The organism is Streptomyces sp. So13.3, from assembly GCF_005860785.2.
In the GTDB taxonomy this organism is placed as follows: Bacteria; Actinomycetota; Actinomycetes; order Streptomycetales; family Streptomycetaceae; genus Actinacidiphila; species Actinacidiphila fildesensis.
Map to the genome: position 1 here is coordinate 9346213 of NZ_CP048835.1, position 14974 is coordinate 9361186.

Annotated in this window: 12 protein-coding genes and 3 pseudogenes; 10 read left to right on the forward strand and 5 right to left on the reverse strand. The window is 68.8% G+C overall.

Translation table 11 applies throughout. The features are described from left to right. Positions 1–20 precede the first annotated feature (20 nt). Positions 21–221, forward strand: a pseudogene (locus C8250_RS45000) (arabinofuranosidase catalytic domain-containing protein); the annotation flags it as partial. A gap of 266 nt (positions 222–487) precedes the next feature. Here the strand turns inward: C8250_RS45000 and C8250_RS41795 are convergent. Next, a pseudogene (locus C8250_RS41795) lies at positions 488–790 on the reverse strand (helix-turn-helix domain-containing protein); the annotation flags it as partial. A 30-nt stretch (positions 791–820) separates the two neighbouring features. On the opposite strand from C8250_RS41795, the pseudogene C8250_RS41800 reads away from it, so the two are divergent. Together C8250_RS41800 and C8250_RS41805 are read left to right on the forward strand one after the other, a co-directional pair. After that, positions 821–1353 (forward strand): annotated as a pseudogene (locus tag C8250_RS41800) (NADP oxidoreductase). Positions 1354–1918: 565 nt separating this feature from the next. Then, positions 1919–2542 (forward strand): hypothetical protein, encoded by a 624-nt coding sequence (locus C8250_RS41805; protein WP_164294155.1) that lies wholly within the window; start codon positions 1919–1921, stop codon positions 2540–2542. A 356-nt stretch (positions 2543–2898) separates the two neighbouring features. Here C8250_RS41805 and C8250_RS41810 read toward each other — a convergent pair whose 3' ends face one another. From C8250_RS41810 to C8250_RS41820, 3 genes are all read right to left on the reverse strand, one after another. Further along, positions 2899–3363 carry a hypothetical protein gene (locus tag C8250_RS41810; protein ID WP_138357828.1) on the reverse strand — a complete coding sequence of 155 codons (465 nt, stop codon included), beginning with the start codon at positions 3361–3363 and terminating at the stop codon, positions 2899–2901. Positions 3364–3385: 22 nt separating this feature from the next. Beyond that, positions 3386–3838 (reverse strand): hypothetical protein, encoded by a 453-nt coding sequence (locus C8250_RS41815; protein ID WP_138357827.1) that lies wholly within the window; start codon positions 3836–3838, stop codon positions 3386–3388. A gap of 505 nt (positions 3839–4343) precedes the next feature. Continuing rightward, positions 4344–5483: a PucR family transcriptional regulator gene (locus C8250_RS41820; protein ID WP_138357826.1), complete on the reverse strand. Its 1140-nt coding sequence runs from the start codon at positions 5481–5483 to the stop codon at positions 4344–4346. A gap of 87 nt (positions 5484–5570) precedes the next feature. Here C8250_RS41820 and C8250_RS41825 point away from each other — a divergent pair, with 87 nt between their 5' ends. The 6 genes from C8250_RS41825 to C8250_RS44260 all read left to right on the forward strand — a co-directional run bounded on the left by C8250_RS41825 (position 5571) and on the right by C8250_RS44260 (position 10977). Further along, positions 5571–6626: a ferredoxin reductase gene (locus tag C8250_RS41825; protein ID WP_138357825.1), complete on the forward strand. Its 1056-nt coding sequence runs from the start codon at positions 5571–5573 to the stop codon at positions 6624–6626. Positions 6627–6633: 7 nt separating this feature from the next. Next, positions 6634–7752 carry an acyl-CoA desaturase gene (locus tag C8250_RS41830; RefSeq protein WP_138357824.1) on the forward strand — a complete coding sequence of 373 codons (1119 nt, stop codon included), beginning with the start codon at positions 6634–6636 and terminating at the stop codon, positions 7750–7752. A 255-nt stretch (positions 7753–8007) separates the two neighbouring features. Continuing rightward, positions 8008–9003: a DUF6215 domain-containing protein gene (locus tag C8250_RS41835; protein WP_138357823.1), complete on the forward strand. Its 996-nt coding sequence runs from the start codon at positions 8008–8010 to the stop codon at positions 9001–9003. A 161-nt stretch (positions 9004–9164) separates the two neighbouring features. Then, positions 9165–9557 carry a hypothetical protein gene (locus tag C8250_RS41840; RefSeq protein ID WP_138357822.1) on the forward strand — a complete coding sequence of 131 codons (393 nt, stop codon included), beginning with the start codon at positions 9165–9167 and terminating at the stop codon, positions 9555–9557. A gap of 223 nt (positions 9558–9780) precedes the next feature. After that, entirely contained in the window at positions 9781–10446 is a 666-nt protein-coding gene (locus C8250_RS41845) for a class I SAM-dependent methyltransferase (protein WP_138357821.1), read from the forward strand. 270 nt (positions 10447–10716) lie between these two features. Then, the gene (locus C8250_RS44260; protein WP_232486190.1) at positions 10717–10977 is read left to right on the forward strand and encodes a hypothetical protein; all 261 of its coding nucleotides are present in this window, start codon (positions 10717–10719) and stop codon (positions 10975–10977) included. Positions 10978–11664: 687 nt separating this feature from the next. On the opposite strand, the gene adhE is transcribed toward C8250_RS44260, so the two are convergent. After that, positions 11665–14346, reverse strand: a complete 2682-nt coding sequence (gene adhE / locus C8250_RS41855; RefSeq protein WP_138357819.1) for a bifunctional acetaldehyde-CoA/alcohol dehydrogenase — start codon at positions 14344–14346, stop codon at positions 11665–11667. A gap of 248 nt (positions 14347–14594) precedes the next feature. Between adhE and C8250_RS41860 the strand changes: the two genes are divergently transcribed. Next, the gene (locus C8250_RS41860; RefSeq protein WP_138357818.1) at positions 14595–14840 is read left to right on the forward strand and encodes a hypothetical protein; all 246 of its coding nucleotides are present in this window, start codon (positions 14595–14597) and stop codon (positions 14838–14840) included. The last annotated feature ends 134 nt before the right edge of the window (positions 14841–14974 follow it).

The window sequence follows — 14974 nt, forward strand, 5'->3', positions numbered from 1 at the left end:
CCAGGTCATGACCGGCGGCAGTGCTGGCCGCCGGCCATGACCGTCACCACAGAGGTGCCGAAACCAGGTCCCGACGTCGCGGGCTGCACCCGAGGAAGAAGCAGGGTGCCATCACTCTCGGCATCGGCGGTGACATCAGCATCGGCGCGGCCGGCCCCTTCTGCGAGGGCGTCATGACCTCCGGCCACCCCTCGGACGCCACTGAGAACGCGGTCCAGGCCAACATCACCTTGGTCGATCACGGCACCTCCTCCACCGGGTCGGGCACGGGAGAGCTGCACGAGGTAGGTGTCGGCAAGGGCCTGGAGGAGCCGAGCGCGTCGACGGCGAACGACACCCAGGGGCAGCCGCTCACCGAACGGGTCCTGCCCCGTGACCGGCCCGACGCCGGCTACGGGGCAGGACCCGCAGCCACGGCCCAGCCCTCTCCTGAGCGTGCGCCACGGACGCGGGCCCAGCGGCGCGTTCGAGATCCGAGACACATCGCTCAGTGCACCGGAGAAGGCGCAGCGGGCGTGGATGCCCCTTCCTGGGCCGCCATCACCTCGTCGCCGTACTCGAAGGCCCATACCCCGACCGCACCGATGGGCGCGAGGCACGTCCGACCCAGTGCGGTGAGTCGGTACTCGACCGGTGAGGGGTGGCCGGGGTCGGTTTGCCGGTCGACCAGTCCGTTGAACTGCAGCCCGCGCAGCGTCTCGGTGAGGACCTTGGAACTGATGCCCCCGATCCGCTCGCCCAGTTCGACCGGGCGGCTGGGTCCACCGCGCAGGGTCCAGAGCACCACGGCGGTTCAGAAGACGGCGCGAAGGCCGCCGGTCTGCGCGCGGCGGCCCAGCTCGGTCAGGTGATCTTGGCCGCGTTGCCGTTCGGCGCCGGAGCAGACGTGGCACGGGACCTGCACGCGGCCTTGGGGGGCAAGGTGCTGCTCGACTGCTCCAACCCTCTCGGGCCGGGCTTCCGGGCTGCTGACGGAAGGAGGCCCGTCGGCCGCACAGCACCTTGCCGCGGCGGCACCGGGAGCGCACGTGGTCAAGGCCTTCAACCTCTGCCCCGAGGACGTGTGGCGCATGCGGCCGCCCGTCTTCGACGGGCGACCCCTGGCCGCGGCCGGTCTACGGAGACGACGAGACGGCGCTGGCGCGGGTACGCGAGCTGGTGCGGGACGTGGGCTGCGAACCCGTGGCCGGCGGGGGTCTCGACCGGGCGGGGCTCCTGGAGGCGACCGCGGCCCTGTTCATCGCGTTGTGGGTGGGGGAGGAGGCGGACGCCCAGGCGATCGCACCTCCTCTGGCCTACGCGGCCGGACCGGGCCACCAGGAAGCAGAGAGCGGCACCGGGGTTGTGCGGTAGGAAACGGCGTGGCCCTGGTGCCATGACGTCGTGGGCGGGGCAGGCGCTGCTACGCCGCCCCGCCGTCCGTTCCCGATCCGGTCGAGTCAGAAGAGGCGATCAGGTGTCCCGTTCCACTCCGCGCGCGGCGTGACCGCAGGCACGATGTTGGCCATGACGCACGCCGCCCGCCGGATGTTCGAGCTCTTGGAGCCGATCTGCCTGGTCACCTCTAGCTGGACGAGCTGGTCGCCGAGCTCGAACTCCTAACCGCCACGGTGGTGGCCGCAGGCTCACAGTGACGAGCCGCGCCTGGCAGCAGGAAGAACCCGTCGTCGTCGACGACGGGTTCTCGGCGATCGCCTCGCCCTTGCCGACGGGCAAGAACTGGTCGTGGCGGCCAAGGACGACGCAGCCCCCAGCGGCGGCCCTCTCGGTACGGGCAATTAGAGCCAGACATCACTGAATCTCTCTATTTCAAGACATTTGATCATCTAGTGCTGCGCAGGTGGGGCCATTGCCGCCTACGTTGTGGGTGTGCCGGTCGGGGAGTATCTCCGAGCGCACAAACCGAAAGGCGTACCTCATGCGCATCTTGCGCACCAACGCTCTTGCCCGGACCCTCCTGATCAGTGCGATCGCCGTGGCCGGCCTCGCCACCCCCACCCTGGCGTCCGCGTCGGCCCACTCCGACGCGAACGGTTCCCGGATCCACAGCAGCCTGGGCGCCCAGGGCGTCCCCGGTGCTAACGGCGCCAACGGGGTGGGGAGCAACGGTGGTCTCGGCGGTCTGGGTGGCACTGGTGGAGCGGCCGGTGCGAACGGCAACGGCGGTAACGGCGGCGGCGGCGGAAACGGCGACGGCCTCGGAAGCACCGGTGGCGCCGGTGGAGCGGGCGGAGCCGGCGGTGCCAACGGCAACGGCGGCACAGGTGGCGCGGGGGGCGCTGCCAACCAGGGCGGCACCGGCGGCAAAGGCGGTGTGGGCGGTGTAGGCAACGCCGGCACCGGCATCGGAGGCGGCAAGGGCGGCAAGGGCGGCGCGTCCACAGCCGGCGGTACCCACAAGGGCGGGACCGGTGGCGCCGGCGGCGCCGCAAGCCCGGTGTGTCCCGGCAACGACGGTGGCAACGGCACCGCTGCCACGTTGACCGCGGACGGCATCACGGGCGCCACCGGCGCCGCCGGACACACCACCCTGCCCTGCTAACAGCACACCAGGCGTCGCGGACGTCACGCACAGGTGCCGACGGCGTCGCCGGCTCCCACAACATCCGCATCTGCACCTGCTGAGCCGCGCCTCCTTCCGACCGAGGCGCGAACTCTGAGGAACCCATAGCGAGCTGTGCCACACGCCCTGCACTGTGCCCGGACCGGGCACAGTGCAGGGCCCCGCGCACCTGCGGATCCTTGCCGACCGTAGGCCGCCGGCCCCTTCATCAACACGCATGTGTGCAGGATCGGTGCCAGAGGCAGCCGATAACGTGACCTCCCGGGCAGTCCGATGCTGGACCTTCTGCGGGGCATCGCAGGCGCCCCGATCTCAGATGTCGCGGGTTCGAGCTCTCACAGAGTCCACGATTGCGTCGGGTTGTCGAGCCACGCCTGCTGACCTTCCGCGGTGACCGTCAGTCCGAAGCGTTCATGGCCTGGGTGGCCGGCCTGTTGCCACCATTTGACCGCCGCTTCGATGTCGTCCCACAGTCGGCGGTCACCGCCCTGCCAGACGCTCGCCATGTCCTGCCCGTCAACGAACGCCAGGCAAGCCCAGGACGGGTCGCGCAGGCTGTAGAACCAGGTGACACGGGCTCCGTCTTCGCGCGGGCCGGGGATGCGCACGCAGTCCCGCACGCGGAGCCCGATGGCGAAGTCCAGGGCGCTGAACGCCCCACCGTCCCATTCGGTCTCCGTGACCGCCGTGGACGAGGTGTCGCCGCTCTCCAGGCCGGCTGCGGTGTATTGCGTGAAGTCCCTGGTCGGTAGACGCTGTGCCCGGAGCTTCATGAACTCGACCGGCCCGGTGAAGTGCATGCTGGCCTTGGCGTCTCCATGATCAACAGATCCGCCGCTTATTAGACACTCCCGCGTACGCCAGGATCGACGCGGCCTTCTCCTTGGCGGTGATCGAGGAGGGCGGCCGGATCGTGGCCGTGTAGCCCGGCATACAGATCGTGGTCTTGAGGGTGGCCTGAGTGACGGCCGGATTGGTCGCTCCCCGTGTACACACCGGAGCCGGCAGGGGCTCCTTGGCGGCGGTGAACCGGTACTTGCACGTGCCCGGAGCGGGCTGCGCCTGCACGGTGTATTTGGTCTGGGGGCCGGGGCCGACCGGGATCGCACCGGCCTGACGACCGCTGCCCGGCGTCGTCCCGGAACCGTTCGCGGCCGGCTGGGTGGCGCCAGGCGGCGCCGGATGGCTGGAGCCCTTGCCCTTGGCCGCGGTGGGGGCGCTGGAGCAGCCCGTCGCCATCACGAGCAGGGCGACAGTTGCAGGGACAGAGTCCATGGTGCGACGGACGTTCAAGACTTCCCCCTGGAGGTGAACCAGGCGGATATGCGGCGGACTGACAGTCGCGGCGGGGCGGCCTCATGTACTGGTACTCCAGGTGCCGTCCACCCATCGGGGGGAGCCACCAGTTGCCGCCGGCGAGCAGATGTCCGTGGCCGACGGCCATCACCGGTACGGACTTGGCTGCTGGCCTGATCAGGCCCCGCCGCGGATGGGTGCGGATCCTCTGAACTGACGATCAGGATCGAGCAGTGAGTCGGTAGTTGTGCTGGTCAGGGCTCGGGGAGGGGCGTTGATGTTCGCGGGCCGCATGGAGACCCCGTACGCGCGATTGCGTCACCGGTGCGAGCAGCCATCGAACGCGTCTGGTCCTCATCAACCCCCAGTCTCAGCCGGCTCATACGGCTCTTCCCCGGGCCGCATGAGCCGGCTGATCACACCGAGGGCGAGGCACGATTCCCGGACCGTTGGAGGACGCGGTCGTGGACGGTCGAAGAGCCCGTCAGCCGGCCCGAAGGCCGACCGCCAGCGTCAGTTCGAGGACCCGGTGCGGGGACCCGAGATCCGGAAACAGCTCCCGCAGCTGTGACATCCGGTAACGGACGGTCTGGGGATGGACGAACAGCGCCGCCGCCGCCTCGTCCCGCCTGCCCTGGTGCAGCAGCCACGCCCGCAACGTCTCCTCAAGGCGCCGCGCGGTCGCGGCAGGCAAGGTCAGCAACGGTGCGAGGGCTCGGGCACGCAGGTCTGCGAACGCTTCCGCGTCGGCGCTCAGTACCAGCTCGGGCAGGTGGTCCTCGGTGTCGCGGATGTCGGAGGAGAGGGAGCGCGCGCGTACGGCTCGTGCGTACGAGGCGGACGCACGCGTCCATGGCCGGGCCGGGCCGACCACGGCGGTGCGGTCGGGCAGCTGCCTCAGGAGATGTGCCCGGTTGGCATCGGGGACGAGCAGTACGCCGGAGGCGTCCGGCAGATCGTCGAGGACGAGGGTGTTCGGGTCGAGCGCGCGGTGGGCGGGCCGGGCCTGGGCGGCGGGCAGCAGGACTGCGGTCAGCGAAACCGGCGGCTGCCACCCGGCCCGTTGAGCAGCGGCAAGGAGCACGTCCGGGCTCGCGCCGGCGAGGAGGTCGCGGGCCAGTTGTTCCAGGTGGCGCTCGTGGGCCCGGCCCCGGGCGGCCAGTTCGTCGGCGTGGCCCGCGGCGCTCGCGGCGGAGAGCTCGTCGATGTAGGCGAAGGTCAACTCGGCGAACTTGGCGACCTCGGCGGCGGGCAGACCTGCGGGTACGGCACCTGCGGCCAGTCCTCGCCAGGCCACGCGGGCGCCGACCCGGTAGGCGCTGAGCAGGGCGTCCATCGAACGGCCGTCGCGGACCTCGCCGCGGCCCAGCTCGTAGGCTGCGTCGCTGGCGTCGCCGCCCGTGGTGTTGCCGCTCGCGAGGTCCAGGTAGTGGCCCAGGGCGGTGCGGACGGCTCGGCGGATGGTGGAGCCCATGCGGCCCGCAAGGGCGTTGGCGTAGGGAGGGACCTCGTCGATGATCGCCTGGACTACCTCGTCGGCGGTGGTCCTCAGCGCGGCCCGAAGCGCGGTGACCGTCGTCTCGTCCAGGACCAGTTCGCTGGCCTTCCGGATTGCATGGCTCACGTTTTTGTTCCCTACGAACAATTCAGCCGACCAGATTCACATCCTACGGACAGGACTTTACCCCCAGGGGCGCATCAAGCTGGGGTCATGACGAGTGCAGCCCTGCGCAGTAGGGCGTGGAAACTGCTGGAGATGCTCACGACGCCGCTGCTGCCGTCGGACTACCTCGACCTGGTCAGCCCGCTGCGTGCGGGTGCCGACCTGCGGGGGCGCATCGAGGCCGTGCACCCCGAGACGGGTGACGCCGCGACCGTCGTGATCAGGCCGGGACGGGGCTGGCGCGGTCACACAGCCGGTCAGTACGTGCGGATCGGGGTCGACGTCGACGGGGTGCGCCTGTGGCGTGCCTACTCGGTCACCTCGCCGACGGACCGCCGGGACGGCCGGATCACGATCACCGTGAAGGCGATCCCGGACGGCAAGGTCAGCAATCACCTGGTCCGCAGGGCGAAACCGGGCACGCTGATCCAGCTCGACCAGGCGACCGGTGACTTCGTGCTGCCGGAGGCCAAGCCCGCCAAGGTGCTCTACCTGACGGCCGGCAGCGGCATCACGCCGGTGATGGGCATGCTGCGCGACTCCGAGTTCGACGACGTCGTCATGGTCCACTCCGCACCACAGCCGCACGACGTGATCTTCCGCAACGACCTGCACGACCTGGTCGCGGACAAGAAGCTGCGGCTCACCGAGCTGCACACCGACACGGACGGCATGCTCGACATCGCCCGTCTCGACGAACTCGTGCCCGACTGGGCCGAGCGCGAGACCTGGGCTTGCGGGCCCGCGGGCCTGCTCGACGCCGCCGAGGAGCACTGGACCGGGCACGGCGTCCCAGAGCGCCTGCACACCGAACGCTTCCGCCCCAGCATCGTCGTCGCCGGCGACGGTGGCGAGGTCACGTTCGGCATCACCGGCAAGACCGTCGACGCGGACGGCGCCACGCCGTTGCTGGACGTCGGCGAGGAGGCCGGCGTGCTCATGCCGTCCGGGTGCCGCATGGGCATCTGCTTCGGCTGCGTCACGCCGCTCACGGCGGGCGCCGTCCGCGACCTGCGCACCGGCGAGATCACCGAGGCCGAGCCGGGCGTCCTCATCCAAACCTGCGTGTCCGCCGCGGCGGGCCCCTGCGACATCGAACGCTAGGAGCACCTTGACCGCCATCGACCCCACCGCCCACCTGACCGCGGAGCAGATCGAGGAGCTCGGTCGCGAGCTGGATGCGATCCGCGACGAGGTGATCGCCGGCCGCGGCGAGAAGGACGCCGCCTACATCCGCAAGGTCATCTCGGCACAGCGCAAACTCGAACTGGTCAGCAGGGGCGTCCTGCTGTTCTCGATCTTCCCGCCCGCGTGGCTGATCGGCACCGCCGGCCTGTCCGTGGCGAAGATCATGGACAACATGGAGATCGGCCACAACATCCTGCACGGCCAGTGGGACTGGATGCGGGACCCGAAGATCCACTCCACCACCTGGGACTGGGATCACGTCTCGCCGGCTGAGCAGTGGAAGCACTCGCACAACGAGCTGCACCACACGTACACCAACGTGATTGGCAAGGACAACGACCTCGGCTACGGCATCATGCGCGTCGACGAGGACCAGAAGTGGCACCCGCTCCACCTCGGCCAGCCGCTGTGGAACTTCCTCAACGCCTGCTTCTTCGAGTACGGCATCGCGGCGTACGACCTGGAACTCGGCAAGAACCTGCACAAGCGCCGCCGCAACACCCCTGAGTTCCGCGCGCGGGCCAGGGCCGTGGGCCGCAAGATCCGCAAGCAGGTGCTCAAGGACTACGTGATCCACCCGCTGCTGTCGGGCCCGTCGTTCCTCACCACGCTGGCAGCCACGTTCACCGCGAACCTGGTCCGCAACATCTGGACCCACTCGGTGATCATGTGCGGCCACTTCCCCGAGGGTGTGCAGGTCTTCGAGCGCCGGTCGATCAAGGGCGAAACGCGCGGCCAGTGGTACCTGCGCCAGATGATGGGCTCGGCGAACATCAGCGGCAGCAAGGCCATGCACTTCATGTCCGGCAACCTGTCGCACCAGATCGAGCACCACCTGTTCCCGGACCTGCCGAGCAACCGGTACGCCGAGGTCGCGGTGAAGGTGCGCGCGTTGTTCGAGAAGTACGAGCTGAAGTACGTCACCGGGCCGCTGCCCAAGCAGGTGTTCTCCGCGTGGCACAAGGTCTTCCGGCTCTCACTGCCGAACAAGAAGCCCAAGGTCAAGACGCTGGACCGCGAACAGGAGCTCGTCGCGGCCTGATCCCCGGTAAGGGTTCGAATCCTTCGGACGTACCGGCGGCACCGCCGGTCTCGGTGAGATCCATGGGAAGGGCCCGGTTCGCCACACCCCTGCTGGTGTACGGGCCCGGCCAAGGGCAGACTGCGGACTCGGCTGGGTATCAAGGACTGGGATGACGAGAGGCTGAGCGACGGCCTCCATGGCAAGGCCCTGTACGTTCCTGGAACTGTGACCTCCATCACGGCGGACGTGATCTTGTCATGGTGAGATCACCGGATGCTCGGTTTCCTCATTCGTCTCCGGCCGTTCTGGGTCCGCGAGCCGCTACTCATCGCAATTGGGTCTGCTCTCGGCATACGCATCATGTATCTCGCCGTCACCGATCACGACCGGGTTGCGGCTGGTCTCGGCGTGGTGTTCCTCGTGTTCACCGCGATACGCGTCTGGGTGGTGCTCCGTGCCCTGCGCCTACGCCGGAATCCGGGTCCGGCGGCCCCCGTGGAGGAGGCGGCGGTCGAAGGCAGCGCCCAAGCCCAGGGTGGAGCCGGGCCGCGTCCCGGCCCGGACGTTCCGCAGAAGGGGCCCAACGAGTGGGGCCAGGCCATCGCGGCCGTGGCCGTGATCGGGGCACTCGCGGCGGCGCTGTGGGTTGGTCCACGCGTACTGCCGTCCGATGGGGGCACGCAGTCGCAGGCCGCCTCGTGTCCGGACGGAGAGCACAAAGAGCTGCCGACGGCATACCAGGCCACGCCCCGGCCGATGACCGGTGACGAGCTGTGCAAGGCGCTCAACCGGCCCGACCTGGCCCAGCTGCTCGGCACACCTGGAGAGATCGTGACCACGGCCTCCGGTAGCAACAACATCTCGCCCAACAAGAAGGTCGCCCAGCCGGAGGCCGAAGTCAGGTTCGGCACCTACACCGTGAATGTCTCGGCCGCCTACAACGAGCTGTCAACCGCCCAGTACGTGAAGCTGATGCAGTTCGGCGACGAGCAGGACATCAAGACGCTCACGGTTCTTGGCCGGCCCGCGGTCTTGTACTCGGATCACACCATGCAGCTCGAGATCAGTCTCGGCGGTGGCAGGTCCAGCGGACCGGTCACACAAGGCCCCCCGTCCAGGAATCTGGCCGTGGCCCTCGACCGGACAGACCGAGGCGGCTACTGCGAAGTCACCGTGTGGAGCAAGTCCGGCGCTCTCCCCGACGACCGCGCTCTCCTTGGCATCGCTGAGAAGGTTCTTCCGACGATCCCCGGATGGACTGTCCAGTGAAACGCCGAAGGTCTTCTTGGCGTGCAGGTCCCCTCGTCGCAAGATTGTGACCTACTGGGCCACCTTCGCGGACGCCAGGCAACAGCTACTCCGCCGACGCTCTCAATGCTGCGGGAGCCGCCCCCGGCGCCCGGATCACGGTGGACGGACTGGAGTTCACCATGCCGCGGTACGGTCCCGGCGAGCGCGACAACGCGGTGGGCGGGGGCGGCGTGATCGCCCTGAGCGGGCACGCCCGCGAACTCGGCTTCCTCGGTGCCTCGGTAGGCGGGGTCACCGGCACGGTAACCATCCGGTACACCGACGGAAGCTCGGCCACCGCGAACCTCTTCCTGCCCAACTGGCTCTCGGACCAACCTACCGCGAACGGCGCCCGGATCGCCGTCACCACCGACCACCGGGTCACCCCGGCCGGACCCGCCAATTTCGGCCTGCCGTACCGCCTCTACGTCAACACCGTTCCCACCGACCCGACCAGGGAACTGCGCTCAGTCACCCTGCCCACCAACTCCGCCCTCCACATCGTTGACCTGGCGACCCGCCCCGTCACATAGCACCCGCACATGTCACACCGACCGGGCGTGCGGGCCCGGCTCCCCAAGCCGGGCCCGCACGCCCAACACACCGGCATTCATCAAGTGATTCACCGGCGTGGCCGTGATGTGCCGCATGTAGCGCTGCGCGGTCGATCGTTCCCCAACACGGGTTGTGCGCCGAACCTGACAAGGGTTGTCCGATCTCCGGCTGTCAGCACCCTCCTCGCCTAGGGTCGTCCGTGTGACTGAACCCTCCTACCTTGCCGCGGTCCGGGAGCCGTACGACACCGTCGCCGCCGACTACGCGGAGATCGTCAAGAATCCTGCGGAGCTTGATCCGTTGTCCCGCGCCATGCTGACCGCTTTCGCTGACGTCGCGCGGGCGGCCGCCGCCCTCGGGCCGGTCGCCGACCTCGGGTGCGGCCCGGGCAAGGTCACCGCATATCTGGCGGAGCTGGGGGTGTCCACCTTCGGTATCGACCTGTCCCCGAAGATGATCGAGCTCGCCCGACGGGCCTGTCCGGGGCTGCGGTTCGCGGTGGGGTCGATGACCGCGCTGCCCGTCCGGGACGACGAGCTCGGCGGCATCCTGGCCCACTACTCCACCCATCACACGCCACCGGAGTGGTTGCCCGTCGTGTTCGCCGAGTTCCGGCGCACGCTCGCGCCGGGCGGCCGTCTGATGATGGCCGGCTATGTGGGAGACGACGAGGAGGAGCTACGGCCGACGCAAGCGTTCGGCGGCCATCCGGTGTCCTACGCCTCCCACTTGCTGCCGGTGGACCGGATCGCCCGGCTGTTGGGTCGGGCCGGACTCATCGTCACCGCACGCCTGATGCAGGAGCCCGACGAAGGGGCCAAGCGAACGATCGCCACTTTTCTGGCCAGAAGACCCGAACGGCCATGAGCGCCAACGCATCAGCACCCGGTCTCCGACCTGTGGACGCCGCTCACCACGGGGGATCACTCGCAGGAGGTGCCCCGTGTCAGGTGCCGTTGGGGCGGGCCTCGTAGGCGGTGATCATGTCCTGAGCGGCGGCCGGGCCGGGCGCGATACCGACTCAGGCACCGGCGTCGGTCTGCGATCCGGCAGCCCGGTCCCCCGGCAGCCCGCGGAGTGCTGGCGCGCGGTTGAGCACGCCGATCCGCCCCGGTCCGTGCACAGGGTCCATGCGGCGTGGTTCACGGCGGCGCTGAAAACCTCATCGCGGCGGGCCCACCCGTAAATCCGGACTGCTGTGACGCCAACGATTTCTGCTGCGTCTTTGACCGGGTTACCGGCCTCGACAAGATCAAGGACCTTCTGACGCAACACGTCGGGGAACATCTGGGCGGCCTCGCCTCGTCGGCGCTCGCGGGATGCCGTGTTGTGCGCTTCCAGGCAGTCGTCACAGCGGCATCCGAATCGCCACAACTGGAAGGGGCGTACGCGTCGTGATCCAGCCCCGGAAAGTCCTCGGCGCGTCCCGGCGCCGCCAGAAGGGCCGCGCCTGTCCATGCCCAACGTGTGCGCGCTCCGACAGTTTGCTGTTCGCCACCCGGAAGACAGCCGGCGTTCTTGAGCGTGTAGACGCTGCTGAGGACGACGCCGAGCAGGTTGGCGACATCAGCAGCCGAGTAGACACGCCGCGGCTCGATGCGGTCGGCGACGTGTAGGACGGGATGATCCATGGTGGGTGACCGTCCGGGAGGTCGCGTCATGCCCGCGTGCGCGGCAGGTGACCGGTATGCGCAACTGGCGGGACAAGTTCCCCGGCGTCGAGGTGATCGGAAAAGCTGTGACGGGACGGCCCGCGGAGCGGCTTCTGGAAGCAGCAGGCGACACCTCTCTGCTGATTGTCGGCCGGAGCATCAGTCACCTGCCTACCGGCAGGTACATCGGCCCACCACCGTCGCCCTGCTCCACCATTCCTCTGCGCCGGTCGCCGTCGTTCCGTACACGTGAGCATCCGGACAAGTGAGCTGCCGGCGCCGGCACTCGGTTCGCCGCCCCATGATGTCCGCCGAGCACTCCCGCACGACGGCCTGACCCGGGCCCTGAAGTGAGGGCCAGGGTCAGGCATGGGACGGCGTCCTTGTCCCGCCCGTGCTGAACGGCTGCCACCGGGTCACCCTCGTGCCCGCCTCAGGCGGGAGAGCCGTAGTACGCCTGGCGCATGAGTTGCCGCATGTCGGCGAGCATCGGCATGCGGGGGTTGGCGGGGGCGCACTGGTCCTCGTAGGCGTTCATCGCCTGTTGGGGCAAGGCTTCGAGGAACGTTTTCTCGTCCACGCCCACGGCCTTGAAGGACGGCGGGATGCCGACGGCGTCGCGCAGTCGCTCGACGGCGACGGCGAGGGACTCGACACCCTGTTCCGGTGTGGACGCCGGCAGGCCGAGGGCCTGGGCGATGGCCTGGTAGCGCTCGGGGGCGATGTAGTTGCGGTACTTGGGCCACGAGGTGACCTTCGCCGGTGTGCTTCCGTTGTAGCGGATGGCATGCGGCAGCAGCAGTGCGTTGGTGCGTCCGTGCGCGACGCCGAAGGTCCCGCCCAGGGTGTGGGCCATCGCGTGGACGACACCGAGGAAGGCCGAACCGAACGCCATGCCGGCGATGGTGCCCGCGTTGTGCATCTTCTCCCGGGCGATCAGGTCGTGCGTGCCGTCGGCGACGGCGCGCTCCAGGTGGTCGAAGATCAGCCGGATCCCCTGGAGGGCCAGCCCATCGGTGAAGTCGTTGGCATAGACCGAGACGTAGGCCTCGATGCAGTGCGTCAGGGCGTCGAATCCGGTGTCGGCTGTGACGGCCTTCGGCAGGTGGGTGGTGAGCGCCGGGTCGCAGATGGCGATGCTCGGGGTGAGGGCGTAGTCCGCCAGCGGGTACTTCTGACCGGTGGCGGTGTCGGTGATCACCGCGAAGGGCGTCACCTCGCTGCCGGTCCCGGACGTCGTCGGGATGCACACCAGCTGGGCCTTCGCGCCGAGGTCGGGGAAGGTGAACGCGCGCTTGCGGATGTCGAAGAACTTCTCCTTCAGGTCCGCGAAGTCGATGTCCGGGTGCTCGTACATCAGCCACATCACCTTGGCCGCATCCATCGGCGATCCGCCGCCCAGCGCGATGATGGTGTCCGGCTGGAAGCCGTGCATCAGCTCGGCCCCCTTGGTGACGGTGTCGATGCTGGGGTTGGGTTCGACGTAGTCGATGACGCGGATCTCGCAGGGCGTCGTGCGCCGGTCGAGGATGCCGCGGATCCGCTGGAGATGGCCGATGTCCACCATGGTCCGGTCGGTGACGATGACGACCTTGCGGGCACCGCGCATGTCGGCCAGATAGGTGATGGAGTTGCGCTCGAAGAAGATCTTCGAGGGGACCTTGAACCACTGCAGGTTCGAGTTGCGCCGCCCGATCCGCTTGATGTTCAGCAGGTTGAAGGCGGTGACGTTCCCGGAGACGGAGTTGTGGCCGTAGCTCCCGCAGCCCAGGGTGAGCGAGGGCAGGAAGGCGTTGTAGACGTCGCCGATGCCGCCCTGCGAGCTGGGGGCGTTCCAGATCACCCGGCAGGCCTTCACCGCGTGCCCGAACTCCTCGGCGAACGCGGCGTCCTCGGTGTGGACGGCGGCGCTGTGCCCGAGACCGTGGAACTCCACCATCTCCGCCGCCAGCCGTATCCCCTCGGAACGGTCGGCCGCACGCAGCACGGCCAGCACCGGACAGAGCTTCTCGCGCGTCAGTGGCTCCCCTTCGCCGACGAAGGAGACCGGTGCCAGGATGATGGAGGTGTCCTGCGGGACGGTGAAGCCGGCCGCCTGTGCGATCTCGGCCGCGGAACGGCCGACCACGGCGGCGTTCAACACCGCACCTGCGCAGTCGCGATCATGAGCGGTACCGACTCCGAAGACGTACTGCTCCAGTGCCGCCTTCTCCTGCGGGTTCACGACGTACGCCTTGAGGGTCCGGAACTCCTCCAGTGCCGCCTCGTACGCCTCGTCGTCGAGGATCACGGCCTGTTCGGACGCGCAGATCATGCCGTTGTCGAACGATTTGGACAGCACGATGTCGTTCACCGCGCGCTTGAGGTCCGCGCTCTTCTCGATGTACGCGGGGACGTTGCCCGCCCCGACGCCCAGCGCCGGCTTGCCGCACGAATAGGCGGCCTTCACCATCGCGTTGCCACCGGTCGCCAGGATCGTCGCGACGCCGGGATGATGCATCAGCGCTGCCGTCGCCCGCATCGAGGGCTCCTCGATCCACTGCACGCAGTTCGCAGGCGCTCCGGCCTTGACGGCTGCGTCGCGCACGATGCGGGCCGCAGCCGCGGAGCAGCGCTGAGCGGCGGGGTGGAAGGCGAACACGATCGGGTTGCGGGTTTTGAGAGCCATGAGAGCTTTGAAGATGGTCGTCGAGGTCGGGTTGGTCACCGGTGTGACCCCGGCGACGACACCGATGGGTTCGGCGATTTCGACGATGCCGGTGATCTCGTCGCGGCTCACCACCCCGACAGTCTTCATCCCCGCCATCGAGTGGGTGACGTTCTCACAGGCGAAGACGTTCTTGACGGCTTTGTCCTCGAAGACGCCCCGGCCGGTCTCCTCGACCGCCAGCGCGGCCAGACCGGTGTGCTCGGCGAGGGCCGCCAGGGACGCCTTCCTGACAATGAGGTCGATCTGCTCCTGGGTGAAGTCCGCGTACTCCTCCAACGCCTGGAGGGCCCCGTCGACGAGGCTGTTCACAGCCCGATCGGTCTCGGGGCTGCCGTTTGTCGACGACTTCGCGTCGTGGTGGGCAGCCGCGAGGTGGGCGCCGGCGATCGGCTTCGACCTGGTCATGGAACCGCTCCTCGGAGCAAAGATGGTGACGGGTCGCGAAGGAGGCGGCCCCTGGCTTCACTGGCGTTCTCAGCCTGCGCCGACGAGCCTCGCCGCACAGGTGGCCATTCGGCCCTCGTCACAGGGTTGAATGTCACCACCTTGGACCGGGGGAGGAACGAACCCTCTCGGTCCAGGAGGGGGCCGTCCGGCCCGTTGGCGGGCGCCTTTCAGCGGAGCGAAGGTGAGGTGACGGGAAAATCGTGGCCGTGACTGACGAGGTCGCCATGTGGCTGCTCGGCGGAATCGCGCTCGTGGCGTGGGGAGTCCTGAAGATCGTTGGTGTGCGCAGTCCGCTGGTGCCGTGGCCGTCGGTCGGTCTGGGAGTGCTCGTCATCGCGGCGGCGGGCAGCCCCTTCGTGCCGCACCGTCGTCCTGGTGAGAGCAGCAGGTTCATCGAGGAACGGCACTACATCGGGCCGCGGGATTCCCGTGACCATGAGCAGCGCTGTTGAGATCCGGTCGCCGGGACGGCATCCGAGGCGGCACGTTGTCGGGGATGCCGACGCGACGGGGGGCGGGGACATGACGGGTCCCTGAACCTCTGAGTTCTCTCTGAATCTCTCACGCCGCCCTTCCTCGCTTCTGC